Annotated in this window: 13 protein-coding genes; 12 read left to right on the top strand and 1 reads right to left on the bottom strand. The window is 58.5% G+C overall.

The features are described 5' to 3' along the window. Positions 1-12 precede the first annotated feature (12 nt). The 9 genes from PL263_RS07605 to PL263_RS07565 are packed head-to-tail and all read left to right on the top strand — an operon-like array spanning position 13 to position 14,726. Entirely contained in the window at positions 13-7,536 is a 7,524-nt protein-coding gene (locus PL263_RS07605) for a non-ribosomal peptide synthetase (RefSeq protein WP_278212422.1), read from the top strand. Positions 7,537-7,591: 55 nt separating this feature from the next. Further along, positions 7,592-7,783: an MbtH family NRPS accessory protein gene (locus PL263_RS07600; protein WP_278212421.1), complete on the top strand. Its 192-nt coding sequence runs from the start codon at positions 7,592-7,594 to the stop codon at positions 7,781-7,783. Further along, positions 7,780-9,069, top strand: coding sequence for a DUF711 family protein (locus PL263_RS07595; protein ID WP_278212420.1), 1,290 nt, complete (start codon positions 7,780-7,782; stop codon positions 9,067-9,069). The genes PL263_RS07600 and PL263_RS07595 overlap by 4 nt, the downstream gene beginning before the upstream one ends. A gap of 24 nt (positions 9,070-9,093) precedes the next feature. Further along, on the top strand, positions 9,094-9,900 hold the full coding sequence (locus PL263_RS07590; RefSeq protein WP_278212419.1) for an alpha/beta fold hydrolase: 807 nt from the start codon (positions 9,094-9,096) through the stop codon (positions 9,898-9,900). A gap of 19 nt (positions 9,901-9,919) precedes the next feature. After that, the gene (locus PL263_RS07585) at positions 9,920-10,630 is read left to right on the top strand and encodes an ABC transporter ATP-binding protein (protein ID WP_140912270.1); all 711 of its coding nucleotides are present in this window, start codon (positions 9,920-9,922) and stop codon (positions 10,628-10,630) included. Then, positions 10,630-11,871: an FtsX-like permease family protein gene (locus PL263_RS07580; RefSeq protein ID WP_278212418.1), complete on the top strand. Its 1,242-nt coding sequence runs from the start codon at positions 10,630-10,632 to the stop codon at positions 11,869-11,871. The genes PL263_RS07585 and PL263_RS07580 overlap by 1 nt, the downstream gene beginning before the upstream one ends. Beyond that, entirely contained in the window at positions 11,864-12,613 is a 750-nt protein-coding gene (locus PL263_RS07575; RefSeq protein WP_278212417.1) for an outer membrane lipoprotein-sorting protein, read from the top strand. Before PL263_RS07580 ends, PL263_RS07575 begins: the two co-directional genes overlap by 8 nt. 6 nt (positions 12,614-12,619) lie before the next feature. Then, positions 12,620-13,909 (top strand): hypothetical protein, encoded by a 1,290-nt coding sequence (locus PL263_RS07570; RefSeq protein ID WP_278212416.1) that lies wholly within the window; start codon positions 12,620-12,622, stop codon positions 13,907-13,909. Positions 13,910-13,919: 10 nt separating this feature from the next. Then, the gene (locus tag PL263_RS07565) at positions 13,920-14,726 is read left to right on the top strand and encodes a 4'-phosphopantetheinyl transferase superfamily protein (RefSeq protein ID WP_278212415.1); all 807 of its coding nucleotides are present in this window, start codon (positions 13,920-13,922) and stop codon (positions 14,724-14,726) included. A gap of 501 nt (positions 14,727-15,227) precedes the next feature. On the opposite strand, the gene PL263_RS07560 is transcribed toward PL263_RS07565, so the two are convergent. Further along, complete coding sequence (locus PL263_RS07560; protein ID WP_278212414.1) at positions 15,228-16,403, bottom strand: pentapeptide repeat-containing protein; 1,176 nt, start codon at positions 16,401-16,403, stop codon at positions 15,228-15,230. 188 nt (positions 16,404-16,591) lie between these two features. Between PL263_RS07560 and PL263_RS07555 the strand changes: the two genes are divergently transcribed. The 3 genes from PL263_RS07555 to PL263_RS07545 all read left to right on the top strand — a co-directional run bounded on the left by PL263_RS07555 (position 16,592) and on the right by PL263_RS07545 (position 18,556). After that, on the top strand, positions 16,592-16,786 hold the full coding sequence (locus PL263_RS07555; protein ID WP_278212413.1) for a hypothetical protein: 195 nt from the start codon (positions 16,592-16,594) through the stop codon (positions 16,784-16,786). Positions 16,787-16,881: 95 nt separating this feature from the next. Continuing rightward, a complete protein-coding gene (locus tag PL263_RS07550) occupies positions 16,882-17,328 on the top strand; it encodes a hypothetical protein (RefSeq protein WP_278212412.1) in 447 nt (148 codons plus the stop codon). 130 nt (positions 17,329-17,458) lie between these two features. Next, a complete protein-coding gene (locus tag PL263_RS07545; RefSeq protein WP_278209942.1) occupies positions 17,459-18,556 on the top strand; it encodes an IS5 family transposase in 1,098 nt (365 codons plus the stop codon). Positions 18,557-18,665: the final 109 nt, after the last annotated feature.

The following is an 18,665-nucleotide window of genomic DNA, read 5'->3' as shown; positions in this document are numbered from 1 at the left end:
GTTGATAGAGCCATGACCATCGATCGCGCCAACATCGCCGATATTTACAAGCTGACGCCGATTCAGGAAGGGATGCTGTTCCATTCCCTGAGCAGCCCCGACTCGGGGGTGTACGTCGAACAGTTCAGCCAAACCGTGCCGTTCGGCGTCGACCCCGGCCTGTGGCAACAAGCCTGGAACCGGGTGATCGCCCACCACGACATCCTGCGTAGCGGCTTTTTTTGGGAAGGCCTGGAAAAGCCGGTGCAGGTGGTGCAGCGCCAAGCCGAAATCCGGGTCGAAGCCCTGGATTGGTCTGACCTGGCCGAGGCGGAACGCGAGCAAGGCCTGCAAGCGCTGCGCGCTGCGGACGCCAAAGCGGGCTTCGATTTGGCCAAGGCGCCGTTGCTGCGCTTGCGGGTGATTCGAACCGGGGCGGAGCAGAGCGTGTTGCTGTGGACCTACCACCACATCCTGCTCGACGGCTGGTCGGCGTTTATCGTGCTGGATCAGGCCCTTCAGGCTTACATGGCATTGGCGGACGGGCGCGAGCCTGAACTGCCGGCCAGTACGCCGTATAAAAATTACTTGCGTTGGTTGGGGCAGCAGGACCGGACCGCGGCCGAGACTTTCTGGCGCGGCTATCTGGCCGGCTTTGCTGCGCCGACGCCGCTTGGCCTGGTCGAGGGCAATCCCGGCGCCGAGCCGGACTGCGACTATGCCGTGGTCCGTCGGGCGCTGGGCCAGGAGCGGGCGGAGCGTTTGCGCGAATTCGCCCGCGCCGCGCGCTTGACGCCGAATAGCGTGATTCAGGGCGCGTACGCTTACTTGCTGGCTTTGTACAGCGGCGAGGACGACGTCGTGTTCGGCTGTACCGTGTCCGGGCGGCCGCCGGAACTGGAAAACTCGCAGCACATGGTCGGCCTGTTCATCAATACGCTGCCGTTGCGGGTGCGCATCCGCGCCGCCCAGCCGGTGGCGGCCTGGCTGCGCGATTTGCAGGACGGCTTGCTGGCCTTGCGCAGCTACGAACATAGCCCGCTGGTCGAGATTCAGGCCTGGAGCCCGATCGGACCGGGGCTGCCGTTGTTCGATTCGATGCTGGCGGTGGAATCGTTTCCGCAGTCCAGCCAGGTGCAATTGCCCGACGTCGCAGTGGCGCAAAAGACCAATTATCCATTGACGCTGGTGGTCGAACCGGCGGGCGAGATGAATATCCGCGCCATGTTCGATCCGCGCCGCTATGCGCCGGCTGTGGTCGAACGGTTGCTGGACCACTGGCAAACCGTGCTGGACCAGATGCTGCTGGACGCCGAGCGGCCGCTGGCCACGGTCAGCGCGATGGCGGAAGCCGAACGCCTGCGTCAGGCGGCCTGGAACGCAACCGCGACCGATTTTCCGCGCGAGCGGGACTTGGCGGTGTTGTTCGCCGAGCGGGCGGTATTGCATCCGGAGCGGACCGCGTTGGCGGTCGGCGACGTCCGCCTGAGTTATGCCGAACTGGAGCGGCGCGCCAATAGCCTGGCCCATTTTCTGTTGGCGCAGGGTGCCGCGGCCGGCGGCCAAATCGCGCTATTGCTGGAGCCTTCGGCGGAACTGATTATTGCGATACTGGCCGTGGTCAAAACCGGCAATGCTTACGCGCCGCTCGATCCGAAGGCGCCCGCCGCCCGGCTGGCCGGTATGTTGCAGGACCTGAGCTTTAGCCAATTGCTCAGCCACCATGGCCGCGGCGACGCGCTCGCGGCGGACGGGCTGCAGATTATCGATCTGGACCGGACGTGGGCGAATTGGAGCAGCCAGCCGGACACCGCGCCGGCCGTGGCTGTCGATACCCGACGACTGTTCTACGTGATCCATACCTCCGGTTCCACCGGTAAGCCCAAAGCCGCCGGGGTCTACCACGACAGTTTCATCAACTTCATCTTGTGGTGGAACCGCGAATTCGGTTTCGGCAGTGCCGACAAATGTCTGTTGATCAATAAAATTACCTTCGATCTGGCGCAGAAAAACGTCTGGGGCGCCTTGCTCACCGGCGGCGAATTGCATCTGGCCGTCGGCGATCATTTCGATCCGGACTACGTACGCCGCAGCGTGGCCGAGCAGGGCATTACCTGGATCAACTGCACGCCGAGCATGGGCTATGCGCTGGCCGAAGGCGAAGACGTCGATTACCGCGACTTGGCCTCGCTGCGCTACTTGCTGCTGGGCGGCGAGCCGGTAAACAAGGCCAGGCTGGCGCCGTGGCTGTTGTCGGCACACAGCCGCTGCGAATTGGTCAACACCTACGGCCCGACCGAATGCACCGACCTTTGCACCACCCATCGCTTCAGCCGGGAAGAGTTAGAGCATCCGGAGTGGCCGGTCACGGTCGGCAAAAACCTGCCCAACGTGCGCATGCTGGTATTGGACCGCTTCAACAATCCGTTGCCGGCCGGCATTGCCGGCGAGGTGATGATAGGCGGCGTTTCGCTCGGCGTCGGCTATCTCAACAATCCGGGCTTGACCGCCAGCCAGTTCATTCCGCATCCGCAGCCGGAAGTTGCCGGCGAACGCCTGTACCGCACCGGCGACTTGGGCTACTTCCGCGAGGACGGCAGCATCGTCGTCAAAGGCCGGGTGGATTTTCAAGTCAAGGTTCGCGGCTATCGGATCGAGCTGGAGGAAATCGATACGGTATTGCGCGGCCACGCCGCGGTGCAGGACGCCGTAACCGTGGTCAGCGGCGGCGACCGCCAACAACTGGTCAGTTACCTGGTGCCGGCGGCGGCTATCGCCGAGCCGGCCGAGTTCCGCGCCGAGTTGCGGGCTTATCTGGCGCAACGCCTGCCGGATTACATGGTGCCCAGCGTCTTCGTCCTGTTGGCGGCGATTCCGTTGAACGCCAACGGCAAGGCCGACCGTTCCGCGCTGCCGGCGCCGGAGGCAAGCGATGCGCTGCAGGCTGCGCTGGCGCAAGCGCCGGCCGACGCGGTGGAAGAGGCCTTGCTCGGCGTCTGGCAGAAAGTGCTGGGGCGCGACGACATCGGCGTCAACGACAATTTCTTTGCCTTGGGCGGCCATTCGTTGACGATCACTCAGGTGTTCTCCAGGATTCCGAAGCTGTTCGAGGTCAAGCTGGGCCTGTCCGAACTGTTTCAACAGCCGACCATCGCCGGGCAGGCTGCATTGATCCGCAACCGGCAAGCGGGCGGCGCGCCGGCTTATCCGGCATTGGTCCGGCAGGAACGACCCGAACCGTTGCCGCTGTCCTACGCCCAGAGCCGGCTTTGGTTCGTGCAGGAATATGCGCCGGACAATCCGGCCTATAACGTTCCCAACGCGGTGTTTCTCGACGCGCCGGCCGATGTCGAAGCCGTGCGCCGGGCACTGGCCTGGCTGACCCGCCGCCACGAATCGCTGCGCACCTGCTTCCCGGCCGTCGGCGGCGAACCGCGCCAGCAGATTTTGCCCGATTTCGTGCCGCCGCTGGTCATCGACGATCTGTCGGCGTTGGCGGAGCCGGAACGCGAGCTGCGCATGGCCGAGCTGGCCACGGCGGAAGCGCAGGCGACCTTCGATTTGGCCGCCGCGCCGCCGCTACGCTACCGACTGTTGTTGAATCCCGAAAATGCCGTGTTGTTGGCGACCTTGCACCACATCGTCACCGACGGCTGGTCCACCGATATTTTCGTGCGCGAATTTCGCCAGGCCTACGCCGCCTACCAACTTGGCACGGAGCCGGATCTACCGGAACTGGCGCTGCAGTACGCCGATTACGCGTTGTGGCAACGCCAGCTTTTGACTGGCGAGCTGCGCGAAACCCAGCTGGCCTACTGGCGCGGCGAGCTGGACGGCGCGGTGCATACCATCGGCCTGCCTTACGATTTTCCGCGGCCGGCGCAACTGTCCTGGCAGGGCGGTATGGTCCGCGACCGCTACGCGCCGGAACTGGCCCAGGGCTTGAAGGCGCTGGCGGAAAAACAGGGAGCGACGCTGTTCATGGCGCTGATGGCGGCCTTCGAATTGTTGTTGTACCGCTGGTCCGGCCAGGACGATTTCGTGCTGGGTACCCCGATCGCCAACCGCCATTTAGAAGAGACCGAGCCGGTGATCGGCTTTTTCGTCAACACTTTGCCGATCCGGGCCCGGATCGACGCCGGCCATAGCTTTAACGATTTGCTAGCGGCGGCGAAACAAACGGCGCAGGCCGCCTACGAACATCAGGATCTGCCGTTCGAAATGCTGGTCGATGAATTGAAACCGGCGCGCAGCGCGGCCTACAACCCGTTCTTCCAGGTCTGTTTCGCGTTGCGTAACGCTTACGAGGACATGTCGCTAGTCGATAGCGACGAGTGGGTGGCGCGCTGGGATTTGTATGTGGTGTTCAACGAGCAGGACGGCCTGAGCGGGCAATGGGAATTCAGCCGCGCGCTGTTCCGCCCGGAAACCGTAGAGCGGCTGGCGCAATCGTTCGCGGTGTTGTTGCCGCAACTGGTGGCCGATCCGGACCGGGCGCTGGCCGATTACGATTTGTTGGATGGCGCTGGTGCCGCCGAGATGTTGGCTTTGGGTAAAGGGCCAAACCTGGATTTGGACGGTCGCCTGTTTCCACAGATGTTCATGCAGCAGGTGAGCGACCGGCCGGAAGCTCCGGCAGTCCTGTTCCAAGATAGCGCTATCAGTTATGCCGAGTTGAATCGGCGCGCCAATCGATTGGCTCATTTCCTGATCCGGCTGGGCGTCGGCAGCGAATTGCGGGTGGGTTTGTGTCTGGAGCGCAGCCCGGACTGGATCGTGGCGATTCTGGCGGTGTTGAAATCCGGCGCGGCCTATGTGCCGCTGGACCCGAACTATCCGGCGGACCGGCAGCAATTCATGCTGGAGGATGCCGATTGCCGCTGGTTGATCGCCCACAGCCATATCGCCGAACGCATCCCGCTACCGGCCGGTATCCGTTTGCTGGCGCTGGACGGCGAATACCTGAGGGAAGCGATCGTCCGCGAATCGGTCGAAGAACCGCAGGTCGCCGGCATGCTGCCGGAGCAGTTGGCATACGTGATCTATACCTCCGGCTCGACCGGTCGGCCGAAAGGGACCTTGATCGAACACCGCAACCTGGCGCTGGTCAGCGTGGCGTTGGCGAATCGCTTCGATTTTCGCGGCGGCAGCCGCATGTTGCAGTTCGCCTCGTTCAGTTTCGACGCCTCGGTCTGGGAATGGGCGGTGGCCTTGGCCAACGGCGGTTGCCTGTGCATGGCCGCCGACGACGTGATCAAAAGTCCGGATCGGCTGGCCGACTTTGTCGCTACCGCGACGACCAGCCACGCGCTGTTGCCGCCGTCGTTATTGGCTTATCTCGACCCGGCGAAACTGGCCTGCCTCGACCATTTGCTGGTCGGCGGCGAAGGCTACCAGCAGGCGCTGGCCGAAGCCTGGAGCCCGAACCGGCGTTTTTTCAACGCTTACGGTCCCACCGAAACCACGGTGATTTGCATGGCGGCCGATTACCGGCCGGGCGACGCCAAATTGACTTTGGGCCACGCCCTGGCCAACACCGAATTGTTCATCCTCGACGGCAAACTGCGGCCGGTGCCGCTCGGCGTGCCGGGCGAATTGTGTATCGGCGGCGGCGGTGTCTGCCGCGGCTATCTGAACCGGCCCGAATTGAACGGCGAAAAATTCATCGCCCATCCGTTCCGGCCCGAAAGCGGCGAGCGCTTGTACCGCACCGGCGACCTGGTGCGCTGGCTGGCGGACGGCACCATCGAATTCCTGGGCCGGATCGACAACCAGATCAAAATCCGCGGTTTCCGTATCGAGCTGGGCGAAATCGAAGCCCGACTGATGGAACACGAGCGGGTGCGCGACGCGCTGGTGTTGGTGCGCGACATCGATGCCGGCAACCGGCAATTGGTCGGCTACGTGCTGTGCGAAGCCGGCGCCGACGGTTTGGCCGTGGAGCTGATGGCAAGGCTGCGGGAAAGCTTGCCGCATTTCATGGTGCCGATGGCGGTAATGGTATTGGCTGCCTGGCCGATGACGCCCAACGCCAAGATCGACCGCGGCGCGCTGCCGTTACCGGGCGCGGCCGACACGGCGAGCCGGGTTTGCGAACCGGCCGCAACCGAGCGCGAACGCTGGCTGGTCGAATTGTGGCAGGAGATTCTCGGCGTCGACACGGTCGGCGTCAGCGACGACTTTTTCGAACTGGGCGGCCATTCGCTGAGCGCGACCCGGTTGATGGCGCAGGTGCGGGAAGAATGCGGGCACTCGATGCCGCTGAAAGACTTTTTCGTGGCGCCGACCGTGCGCAGCATGGCGGCCTATCTGGATGCGGCCGGCGCGGAAACCCAAGCCGATGCGGAAGACACCGCAATCCTGCTGCCGCCGCGGCCGGTGGATTTGAAAGCCGAATCCGCCATCGCGCTGCCGACGCCATTGCCGCCGGCCAGCGGCAGGATGCAAAACGTGTTGCTGACCGGTGCCACCGGTTTCGTCGGCGCTTATTTGCTGGAACAAATGCTGGAACGCTGGCCGGGGACCACGGTGCACTGTCTGGTCCGGGCCGGTTCGGCCGAAGACGGTTTGCGTCGGATTCGGGCCAATCTGGAGGAATACGGCCTTTGGTGGGACGGCTATATGCCACGGATCAAAGTGGTGGTCGGCGATTTGGCCAAGCCCAACCTCGGCTTGAGCGGCGAGGTGCGCGATTACCTGGCCTCGGAAATCGACTTGATTCTGCATAACGGCTCGCATCTGAACCACGTGTTGCGCTACGGCCAACTGGCCGCGGCCAACGTCGGTTCAACCAAGGCCCTGCTGGAATTGGCTGCTTATAACCGCTTGAAACGATTTGCCTACGTCTCAACCGGCGGCGTGTTCAACACCGAAATCTCGGGGCGGAAAGTGGACGAAGACACCGATCTGGCCGGCGAAGGTTTTACCGATCTGGAAGGCTACAACGCCAGCAAATGGGTGGCGGAAGCGGCAGTCAGGCAAGCCGGACGGATGGGCCTGCCGATCCAGATTTTCCGTCTGGGCCGGGTGGCGGTGGACAGCCGCAGCGGTGCCGGCCGCGACGACGATTTCATCGGCTTGTATTTGCGCACCTGCATCCAGCTCGGGGTCTATCCGGACTATCCGCTGGTCGAAAAGGCGATTGCGGTGGATTACGCGGCGCGGGCGATTATCGCCTTGGCCGGACAGACCGGCGGCGGCGAAATATTCCATCTGATGGGCGAAGAAAGCTACGACTGGAGCAAATTGCTGTCCCAGCACGTGGCCGGCAGCGTCGGCCTGAAACGCATCCGCGCCGACCATTGGGTAGACCGGGTCAAGCAGGCTTCGACCGAAACCCCGCTGCCGTTCGCGCCCTACCTGTTTTATTGGGATACCGACCGCGGCGCGCCGGACAAGGGCCGTCTGCAGATCGGCCAGGCGAAAACCCTGCGCCGGCTGGCCGAACTGGATCTGCCGGCGCCGCAGATCGATCGCGCGGCCTGGCAACGCTACATCGAGCGCTTGTTCGTTAGCGCAGGCCGCGAAGTAGCCTTCAAACGCCGCGGCTGGTTTTAGCGAAGCGGTCGCCCGCAGGCATTGAACTTAAATTAAGAATTGGAGAATGGTCGCTATGGCTGAAGAATTGGAAACGGGTTTCGTCGTGGTCTGCAACCACGAACAGCAACACGCCTTATGGCCGGCTTTCAAGCCGGTGCCCGCCGGTTGGGAGCAGGTCAAACCGGCCGACAGCCGGGAAAACTGTCTGGACTACGTCAATCAACATTGGCCCGACATCCGGCCGTTGAGCTTGAGAACGCTATGAAACCGATGACTGCTCAGGAAGAATTCGGAACGCGGCCGCCGTCGCCGGTGGTGCGCACCGTGACATTGGGGCTGAACCTGGACCCGGACCAGCCGGAGCGCGGCGCGGAAGCGGCGCGGCGCTTTTTCGGGAAGGCCGGCAACCGTTTGGCGGAAAGCGGCCTGCGGGCGCGTTGTTTCCGGCTGGCTGGGCAACCGCTGGACCGCTTGCTGCAAGGCCGCCGCATTCGGGCCAATGCCGCGGCCGAATTTGCGGTAAGGATGGAGAATGCGTTGGGCGATATCTGGTTCTGCATGCCCGGCCCGTTTTTCGTCGATGCAGCCGACGACCCGGAATTGCTGGCGCTGGTGCCGGCCGTGATCGGCGCCACCCGCCACGTATTCATGAATACTTTGGTCAGTTCGGCGGCCGGCATGCACCGCGGCGCGTTACGCCGGGCCGCTGCGGTGGTGCGGGAACTGGCCATGCTGGACCAACAGCATCAGGCCAATTTCCGGTTTGCGGTGATGTCCAACGTCCAGGCCAGTACGCCGTTTTTTCCGGCGTCCTGGCACCAGGGCGAGGCCGGATTCAGTATCGCGCTGGAGTTGTCGGAACTGGCCAACGCCGCGTTTTCGCAGCCCTTGCCGTTTGACGAGAAACTGGCGGTATTCCGCAATCAGGTGCGGCGGGCGGCGCAGGAGGCGGCCGATTGCGCCGAGGCGCTGGCCGCCGAGACCGGGGTCGGTTTTCGCGGTATCGATTTCTCGCTGGCGCCTTACCCCGGCGAGGACACCAGCGCCGTCAGTGCGATCGAGGCGCTGGCCGGCAGTCCGGTCGGCAGTTTCCAATTCCTGTTTTCGCTGTATGCGGTGAACAATTTGCTGAAGCAGGGCTTGGCCGATTTTCCGCAGGTCGGCTACAACGGCACCATGCTGTCGGTGTTGGAAGACAGCCATCTGGCGCGGGCGGTGGGCAACGGTAGCGTCGATGTCAAGGATTTGCTGTTGTACTCTACGGTGTGCGGCTGCGGTCTGGATATGGTGCCGCTGGCGTTGGACGTCGGCGTCGGCCAGATCGCGGCCTTGATCGAAGCGATTTGCACCGAAGCCATCAAATGGAACAAGCCGTTGATTACCCGCTTGTTGCCTAGCAGCGTCGGCGCCAACGGCGAAACCAATTTCAACCATCCGTTTATCGTCAATACCCGGCCGATTGCACTGAACCGCAACGCGTTCGCGCCGGCCAACGATAGCGAGGCCTTTTTCGATCCCCGACGCTGGGCGCCGACCGCGCTGCCGGCTTGATTTGACTACTACCAAGACAGAGCAATGACTACCGACAATTGGTTTACCGATTTTAATCTGGGCGGCCGCGCGCCGTATCTGCTGGTCTGCTTTCCGTATTCCGGGGCCGGCGCCAACGTGTTTCGCAGCTGGGCCGGCGCGCTGGATAACGTAGACGTGCTGGCGGCGCAGCTGCCGGGCCGCGAACGCCGCATCGCCGAACCGGCCATCGGCGATCTGGACGCGTTGGTCGCCGGCTTGCTGCCGGCGCTGATCGCGCGGATCGACCGGCCCTATCTGCTGTTCGGCCACAGCATGGGGGCGTTGATCGCTTACCGGGTGGCGCTGGAGTTGGAGCGCCGCGGCGTGCGGCCGCCGAAACAACTGATCGTTTCCGGCTACCGTTCGCCGGAACTTGGCAGCCGCAACCGGGTGTTGCATACGCTGAGCGACAGCGAATTCATCGTCGAATTGCAACGCTACGGCGGTACCCCGGACGAGGTGTTGCAACACGAGGAAACCATGCAGTTGTTGTTGCCGATGCTGCGCGCCGATTTTCGCATCCACGAAACTTACAGCCACGTGCCGCAACCGGCGGCGCAATTCCCAATTGCAGCCTTCACCGGCATGGCCGACCATCTGGTGCCGGGCGAGGATATGGCGCCCTGGCGCGACAAAACCGCGGCCGGCTTCGAACAGCGCCTGTTCGGCGGCGGCCACTTCTTTTTACTGGAGAACCGCGACGCCGTGCTGGGCGCGCTGCAGGACATCGTCAACGAGCATATCAAGGACGATATCCTGCTGCCGATGGCGCGGACTCCTGCCGCAGCCGGTTACGAACCGGTCTTTTAAAATGACGAGACTACTAGTTATGACGCAACCGATCATCAAATTGGAACATATCACCAAGTCCTACGGCCACGGCGACGGTGCCGTCAACGTGCTGCAGGACTTGAACCTGTCGATCCAGCAGGGCGAGTTCACCTGTATCTGGGGCGCTTCCGGCAGCGGCAAATCGACGCTATTGAACCTGATGGGCCTGCTGGACCGGCCGGATCAGGGCCGAATCGCGATTAAAAACGAAGAAGTCCTGGGGCTGAACGACAATCGGCTGGCCGATTTCCGCAGCCGTCACCTGGGCTTTATCTTCCAAAGCTTCAATCTGGTGCCGGTGTTGTCGGCCCAGGAAAACACGATGCTGCCTCTGCAAATCCGCGGCGAAGCCGACGATACGGCGCGGCGCCGGGCGCGCGACCTGCTGGCGGAACTGGGGCTGGAGCGGCATTTGCACAAACGGCCGGACGAAATGAGCGGCGGCCAACGCCAGCGGGTGGCCATCGCCCGGGCCTTGATCGGCGATCCGGATATCGTGCTGGCCGACGAACCGACGGCGAATCTGGATTCGGCCAACAGCGACGCGATCATTTTGTTGATGCAAAAGCTGAATCAAAAACGCAAGGTCACCTTCGTCTTCGCCACCCACGATACCCATTTGCTGTCCTACGCGGCGCGCTCGATCCAGGTCCGCGACGGCCGGATCGTCGACGACCGCCACAATACTTATTTGAAAGAGGCTTCCTGATGTCCATGTCACTCGCAATGCGCTGCAAACTGGCGGCGCGCAACGTCATGAAAAACCGGCGCAGAAGCCTGGTCACCGTGCTGTCGGTGGCGATCGGCTTCCTGGCGCTGAGCTTGTTCGAAGGTTATTTCACCTACGTCTACCGGATTCTGAAAGACCAGGCCATCGTCGGCGAACGTCTGGGCCACTTGACCGTGGTGCGCCGCGGCTTCTTCGACCAGGGCACGCTGGACCCGGAAAAATTCCAACTCGATGCCGCCGCGCTGGACTTGGTGACCCGCACCGTCCGCGAGGTGCCGGGTGTGAAATTGGTCAGCCCGCGGCTGGCCGTCAGCGGCTTGGTCAGTAACGGCACCACCTCGCATATTTTCATCGGCGAAGCCATATCGGCGGAAGACCAGACGGCGCTGCGCGGCGCCGAATATGTCTATCTGCCCGGCAAACTGGTGCCGGGCCAGGACGATGCCGTCGTAATCGGCCAGAAGATGGCGAAGATCATGGGCTTGCAGCAGGGCAGCGACGGCGTGTTGATGGCGTCGACGCTGTCCGGCATGGTCAACGCGGTCGATTTCCGGGTCGGCGAAATCGCCAACACCGGCTCGATGGGCACCGACGACAAGTTCGCGCTGTTGCCGTTGGCCTTGGCCCGTAAGTTGTACGGCAGCGACGGCGCCGACCGGGTCGTGGTGTTGCTGGATGCGGTCGATTCGATTCCGGCCGTAAAGCCGGTATTGCTGGAAAAACTCAAGGCTGCCGGCTTCGACGCCGACATCAAGGAATGGAGCGAATTGTCGGTGTACTACACTCAAGTCAAAGGTTTGTTCGACATGATGTATCTGTTCATTATGGTGGTAGTGGTGATGGTGGCGATGACCAGCGTGGTCAATACCATGACGATGGCGATTGCCGAACGCACCCGCGAAATCGGCACCTTGCGCGCGATCGGCATGCGCTCGATGACGATTAAGAGCCTGTTCGTGATCGAAGGCGTCATCATCGTCTTCGTCGGCTCGCTGGCCGGGATGGCACTATCCTATGCCATCGGTGCCGGTATCAATCTGGCGCAGATTACTTATTCGCCGCCGGATTCTTCGGAACAAGCCGCGCTGGTGATCGAATTGTTGTTTAATAACATGTTCGGTTCTTTATTCACTCTGTCGGTGTTGGCCGCGGTCGCTTCTTATTTCCCGGCCCGCCACGCCACGCAAAAAACCATTGTCGGAGCCCTGGGCCATGTTTGAATTCGTCCGCACCCCTTTATTTGCAATATTAATGCTGGCGGCTTCTGCTGCGGCCGCAGAGCCGACGCCGCTGGAGCTTTTAAAAGCCAGCGACCGCGCCCGCGGCGGCGAGATCGGCGGTATTACCATGACCAGTACCGTCATCGCCTATCAGGACAATGTCGAGGATAAAAGCTATACGCTGAAGATCGAGGCCGACCAGGACAATTCCCTGGTGACCTTCCTGAAGCCGGCCACATCCGCCGGTAAGATGATGCTGATGCAGAACCGCAATATGTGGTTCCTATCGCCCGACGTCAGCAAGCCGGTGCCGATCTCGCCGCGGCAACGCCTGCTCGGCGAGGCCAGCAACGGCGACGTCGCCACCACCAATTACAGTCGGGATTACGACGCGACCCCGGCCGGCGAAGCGGACGTGGCCGGGCAGCCGTGTTACGTGCTGGAATTGAAAGCCAAGGACGCCAACGTGGCCTACGACAAGATTCGATATTACGTCGCCAAGGACAGCCAACTGGCATTGAAAGCCGAATACATGACGGTCTCCGACAAGCATTTCAAAACCGCATTGATGGAATACGCCAACCGGGTCGAGGTTGCCGGCAAGAGCCAGCCTTTCGTCAGCAAGATCGAGATTCAGGACGAAGTGCAGACCGGCCAGAAAACCGTATTGGTTTACGACAAAGTCGAAGCCGCGGCGGTACCGCCGAGCCGTTTCGATTTGCGGGCCTTGCTCAGCCGCTAACGGCCGATGGCTTCGGGGAATGCTCTGCGCGGCTTGCGGCCGGCGTTGCTGGCCGTATCGCTGCCGGGCATCGCCGCCGCAGCCGACAAATTCGAGTTCGAACACAGCTTCATGCTGCAAAGCTTCGGTGCAATTTACGATATTGCCAAGAACAGCAATCTGAATCCGGACAACCAGCTGGCGCAACTGGACAATTTTCAGCAGGGTACCCGGCTGCGGTCGAAATTCACCGCCCGTTACGGCGGCTTCAGCGCCAAGCTCAGCCCGCGCTTCGGTTACTTTTTGAGCAATCAGGCCGACGGCGGCAACGTCGTGGCCGGCGAGCATTATTTCCAGGATTGGCTGGCGCAATATGCGACGGACGACCTCAGCCTGTCCTATAGCCGCGAATTGCTGTATTGGGGACCGTCGTTGTTCGCGTCGCCGTCCAACCCGTTCTTCCCGAACAGCAACCAGACCAATCCCTTCATCGAACCCGGCGCCCAGGATTTCGTGCAATTGCAGTATTTTCACGATTATTCCAACACGCTGGCGCTGATCGGCAGTCTGGCTCGGGGCCGGTCGACGCTGGAAACGCCGGATTTCAAGAAAACTGTGGCGCTGAAATACGACCACCGCGGCGACGATTATTCGCTGAGCGCGATTGCCGGCTACCGCGAAAACGACGGCCTGCCGCAGGGCGGCATGTTCGGCCAGTGGACGCTGAACGATTCGACGCTGCTGTATTTCGACGTCGGCATGAAAGGCAAAAGCTATGGCTTGTATCCGCATGCATCCGACTCGCCGCTGGGCTACGAATTGGCGCCGAACGGCAACGGCCGTGGCTGGTTCGTCGACTTCCTGGCCGGCGGTTCCTATACCTTCGACAACGGCGACGTATTGAACCTGGAATACCGCCACAGCAACGAAGGTTACAGCAATGCCGACAGCGCCGCTTACCGGCGTATGGCGCAGAATGCCGCCGGGCTGCTGCTGGGGGCCGACCCCAATTTGCAAGGCCTGGCCGCCGGCACCCTGGCCCAGGCCTCGTCGGTGCAGATCCGTTCGCTGAATCAGCATTACCTGTATGCCAATTACCGGGTGCACGAAATTGTCGAAGACCTCAGCCTTAATGTGCTGTATTCGCAAAACCTGCAGGACGGCGGCGCGCAACTGGTGCCGATTGTCGAGTACAACCTGTTCGGACAGGTCAATCTGGCCGCCAACCTGGTATTCAATCTGGGCGGTAGCGATACCGAGTTCGGCGGTTATCTGAACAATATCTATTTCCTGGGTGTGAAATATTACTTCGACTGAGCGCCGGCTGATGAACATGGATAACGCAGGGTCTGGCGCTCTGCCGAATTTCGCGGAGTTAAGGCAACGGTTTCCGCCGGTTCCGCCGCCGACACAGGGGAGGGCGCAAGTCTGGCTGGCTTGGACCGAGCGTTTCGCCGATCCGGAGACGCTGGAAATCTGCCGCAATCTGCTGTCCAAGGACGAGTTGGAAAAGTGGCGGAAGTTTTATTTTGAGCGCGACCGCCAGTTGTATCTGGTGGCTCACGCCATGGTCAGATTCGTGTTGGCCACTTATCTCGATACCGAACCGGACAAGTTGCGGTTTACCGCCAATCGCTACGGCCGCCCCGAACTGGTCCGCAAACCGGGCATGGCCGATGTCCGCTTCAACCTGTCCCACGCGCGCGGATTGGCGGCGCTGGTGGTCAATTGCGGTGCGGATTGCGGAATCGACGTCGAGGCGAAGCGCGATTTGGGCGATCTGGCGGCGATGGCCGGCCAGGTACTGACCGTAGCCGAACGGGAATATCTGTGGCGTTTGCCGGCAGCGGAACGGAATTGGGCGTTTCTGAAGTTCTGGACCCTGAAGGAAGCCTACATCAAAGCCCAGGGCACCGGCCTGTCACAGGAGCTGGACCGCTTTGGTTTTGTCTTTGGCGAAGACCAAACCATCGATTTCCATCCCGGTAGCGCGGACGATTCCCGCGCTTGGCAATTCGCGCAAAGCTATCCGGGGCCGGAGCATGTTTTGGCGTTGGCTTTTGGCCGTGGCGACGGGCCGGAACTGGATACGTGCTTTTGCGAATGGCGGCCGCACCGGTTGAGCGGCGGTTGAACCGGTTGCCTACCGGCGAAGCAACCCTTACGGGTTGTAATTTAGCGATGCTTAAAAAAGTGCATATGACCCGGTAACGATCATCGAACTGGAAAAAGCGATTTTGGACGAGGTGCGGGCTGTGTTCAAATCGGTAGGTCTGAAGGATCCGACTAGGATTGAAGTTGGAGGCGGGCACGGGTATCGTGCCTGCCTTGACCAATTATTTCATTTTAAATAAGTTGCGCAGTGCTAGACCAATCAAAAAAACAGCTAATAAAGAAATACCTTTGTGCAGCATAACGAGAATTGGCAATAAAAGGCTTTGCCATCCTTCTTTTGGGAATAAGATTTCCCGTAAACTATCGCTCCATTTATCAAATCCAGGTATCGGTACGGATTGCAAGAATGAAAATTGAATTAATTTATAATTGATTTTACAGCTTACTTCCCATAAAAAGCACGGTGGCGCAGGATACAATATTATATAAAATGTTAAAAACACTATGAGTGAAAATAGCATTAATAATAACGGCCTCTTGAAGCTAAAGCCGTAATCACTAATCGTTCTGTATAAATAAAATAATAATTTTTGTTTTGGTAATGCTCGAAACTCTTCTTCAGACAATTCGAGACGAAAGAACATTTGCTCTTCACGTAGAGCTTGTTGTTGAGAAAAGGCAAGTTTAAGGGTTCTATAGGCACGAATTGCAGTATCATCATTTTTTTTCCTGACGTGGACTCAGGGAAAATTGCACCGTAAAATGATATATTCTGGTTTAATTTGCAATTAAAAAACAAAGGTGCTTTTCGAAAGACGCAAGGTTTATCTAGCACATTGTCATTTGTTAAATAAGAAAACGACGTTTTTCCTATAAAAATCCGATCAGAAAAATTAACATGATTCAGAAATTCAACGCCATTGAATGATATATCTCTAAAGTTATCCGGAGTCGCTCCATGCTCACAACTCCAGTTTTTAGCGTCTTCAATATCTTTGTAATAAGGTAAAATCAATGGCCAATCACTAGCTGTAAAATTTGCTGAACCCTTGAAAATGGAGTCATCAAATTTTATATCTGTTCCAAATTGACCACCAGAAAAGTTAGTAAAACTAAAAAATATTGTGTCGCGAAAGTCTGCACTATTACCAAACTGAGCTCCAATAAAACTTGCGTTCTTTGAAAATGAGGAGTTTCTAAAGGAAGAGTTTCTGTCGAACCTAGCTCCAATGAATCTTGATTTCCCATAAAATTTACACCCTATAAACCGTGAATTTAATCCAAAATTTGTATCATTAAAATACACATTTTCCTTAAATACAGCGCCAGTAAAATTTGTCCCTTCGCCAAATGTTGAGTTGGAAAAATCTGTTCGTATGCAAAATATTGCATTGGAAAAGTTAGCTCTTTCTCGGAAATCAAACCCCTTGAAGTCAATGTGTATTATAGTTTTTGACTCACTTTCTTCAAAATACTTGCTGAAATCAAAATCGGAAAAATCAACTGTGTTTTTTGCTATTGTGCCTTGATTAGTATCTTCGTATCGTACTGGGTGGTTTTTTGACCACGAATTCCAAGCATCTTTTCCGAGTTTTGCTAATGCGATACAGCCCGCTTTCGTTATCTCATCAGGAAGCCCATTATTTTTGTCATAGAAAATTTCGTTATAATCTATTATTTTTTTCTTTGTTGCCATGATTTAATATTGTTATGATTATATTTATGTGGCAGATTGTAAACCCTATATCTCTTAGCTCAGTGTAGCCCAGGTAGTTTCGATGAGCTCTATCTGTCGGCCACAAAGTTTACGTTAATTATCGCGAACGCCTACAACGACGTAACTGACTAAGTGTCTTTTGTCATCCCCCCTGTCAGGAGCAATTCATGTCATATGTACTAATGCTGTTCTACATTACATTTGTTGGGCCGGATCCAAACTCAATGTCTCAAACCCAGATTTCGCAGAATAAGCGCCAGGTTGGTGTCTCGATGCAGGAGTTCAGTTCAAAAGAAAAATGTGTAGATGCCCTGGAAACGGCTAAAAACTATGGCCTCGTAGGCAACTGCCTGCCGAAGTAGCCAAATTGCCGAAGACTTTAGGTCGCTTCAGAACGAGTGGCTCCGCGTGGAAAGCGTAATCTGAGGAATGAATTACTTTCCAATTGTCGCCCATCATGACGCCCACCAACATTAACCGTTTTCTTCACGATCAAGGCCTGAAGACGATTTGCGAGCCGCGGTTTTTGACACCGCTGCCGGATGCGGAAGAAGAGGCTTTACTGGCACGGCGCACGCAATTCGTAAAATTCCACCGGGAGATGTTTAGGCTAAGTGACCAGGAGATTAAAAAGCTTGCTAGAGGCTATTCTTGTACTAGGGATCGAGAACGTTGGCGAGCCTATCAACCAGAACAGTCAATACAATTCGATTTACGGTTATTAGAATATGCCATCGAGTTCCAATCGGAGATGCGCAACAATTCGCCCGTTAATATTGAGTTTCTTCAGATGTGCGCCTCTTGGTTCCGCAAATATGCGGATTTGGCAGAGGATGAGCCACATATCACCAGCGATTATTTGTTGGAGATGGTAAAGGAATGGCTACTTTGTACGGAAGAGTAGCCATCGGTTGACATTTAGACATTTTCTATCACGCTAGCAGGCTGGTGAAAAACTCCCAAAGCCAAGCAATCCGAGACCGATAACTGCTGGTACCGGTTAAAATAGGCTACCTAAATTTGGAGATGCCCCAATGCGCGGACACGATGCCATCCAACACAGCTGGTTCAGCTATGTCAGCCTGGAAGACCGTATTCCCAAACAACATCCGCTACGCCGCTTACGGCTATTGGTCGATGGCGTCTTGGCCTCAATGGATGCCGTGTTCGCCGAGCGTTACTCCCACACCGGTCGCCCGTCGATTGCCCCTGAAAAACTGCTGCGCGCCTTGCTGTTGCAAGTGCTCTATACCGTTCGCAGTGAGCGACAGTTGATGGAACAACTGGACTACAACCTGCTGTTTCGCTGGTTTGTCGGCTTGGGCATCGACGATACTGTCTGGGAACGCACGGTATTCAGCGCCAACCGCGAGCGCCTATTGTCCGAATCCCTCAGCCGCGAATTTTTCACCCGAGTGCTGGCCATAGCGGAATGGCAAAACCTGGTGTCCGACGAACACTTCAGTGTCGACGGCAGCCTGATCGAAGCCTGGGCCTCGCACAAAAGCTTCGTAAAAAAAGACGGTAGCGGTCCGGATAAGCCCGCCGGCCGCAATCCCGAGGTCGACTTCAGCGGCGAAAAGCGCAGCAACGCCACCCACCAAAGCACGACAGACCCGGAAGCCCGGCTCTACAAGAAAGGCGAATACACCGAGGCCAAACTGCGCTACATCACCCATGCCCTGTCCGAGAACCGTAACGGCCTGATTGTCGATGTCGAAACCACCCAAGCTACCGGCACCGCCGAAATCGAAGCCGCCCAAAAAATGGTCAAACGCCGCGTGCCCAAAGGCGGCAGCGTCGGTGCCGACAAAGGCTACGACCAACCGGCGTTCGTCAACCAACTCAACGCGCAAGACATCAAAGCCCATGTGGCCCGCAAAAAGACCGGCAGTGCCATCGATGGCCGCACCGCTCGCGGCAAAGGCTATGCCCAAAGCCTCAAGCGCCGCAAAATCGTCGAAGAGGCCTTCGGCTGGATCAAGACGGTCGGAGGCCTGCGCAAAACCCGCCACATGGGTTTAGCCAAAGTGGCAGGCCAAGCCTTATTTTGCTTTGCCGCGTACAACCTGACACGGCTGCTGAACTTACTGGTATTCACGCCGAAACCGGCGTGGGCTACGCCCGCCTAGGGCGAAGTGCGCCTGAAGACCGTCCAAAGACGGCGTCAGGTGGATAAAAAGGCCTCGAAACAGAGGCCTAACCGTTGAAACTCGATTTTATGACTGATTTCAACGCGAA

The organism is Methylomonas sp. EFPC3, assembly GCF_029643245.1.
Lineage (GTDB): Bacteria > Pseudomonadota > Gammaproteobacteria > Methylococcales > Methylomonadaceae > Methylomonas > Methylomonas koyamae_B.
Note: the sequence above shows the minus strand (reverse complement) of the source record. Positions and strands in the feature narration are given on the sequence as shown.

Coding starts and splice junctions, on each gene's coding strand:
- PL263_RS07605 (WP_278212422.1), top strand. CDS start 13: ATGACCATCGATCGCGCCAACATCGCCGATATTTACAAGCTGACGCCG.
- PL263_RS07600 (WP_278212421.1), top strand. CDS start 7,592: ATGGCTGAAGAATTGGAAACGGGTTTCGTCGTGGTCTGCAACCACGAA.
- PL263_RS07595 (WP_278212420.1), top strand. CDS start 7,780: ATGAAACCGATGACTGCTCAGGAAGAATTCGGAACGCGGCCGCCGTCG.
- PL263_RS07590 (WP_278212419.1), top strand. CDS start 9,094: ATGACTACCGACAATTGGTTTACCGATTTTAATCTGGGCGGCCGCGCG.
- PL263_RS07585 (WP_140912270.1), top strand. CDS start 9,920: ATGACGCAACCGATCATCAAATTGGAACATATCACCAAGTCCTACGGC.
- PL263_RS07580 (WP_278212418.1), top strand. CDS start 10,630: ATGTCCATGTCACTCGCAATGCGCTGCAAACTGGCGGCGCGCAACGTC.
- PL263_RS07575 (WP_278212417.1), top strand. CDS start 11,864: ATGTTTGAATTCGTCCGCACCCCTTTATTTGCAATATTAATGCTGGCG.
- PL263_RS07570 (WP_278212416.1), top strand. CDS start 12,620: ATGGCTTCGGGGAATGCTCTGCGCGGCTTGCGGCCGGCGTTGCTGGCC.
- PL263_RS07565 (WP_278212415.1), top strand. CDS start 13,920: ATGAACATGGATAACGCAGGGTCTGGCGCTCTGCCGAATTTCGCGGAG.
- PL263_RS07560 (WP_278212414.1), bottom strand. CDS start 16,403: ATGGCAACAAAGAAAAAAATAATAGATTATAACGAAATTTTCTATGAC.
- PL263_RS07555 (WP_278212413.1), top strand. CDS start 16,592: ATGTCATATGTACTAATGCTGTTCTACATTACATTTGTTGGGCCGGAT.
- PL263_RS07550 (WP_278212412.1), top strand. CDS start 16,882: ATGACGCCCACCAACATTAACCGTTTTCTTCACGATCAAGGCCTGAAG.
- PL263_RS07545 (WP_278209942.1), top strand. CDS start 17,459: ATGCGCGGACACGATGCCATCCAACACAGCTGGTTCAGCTATGTCAGC.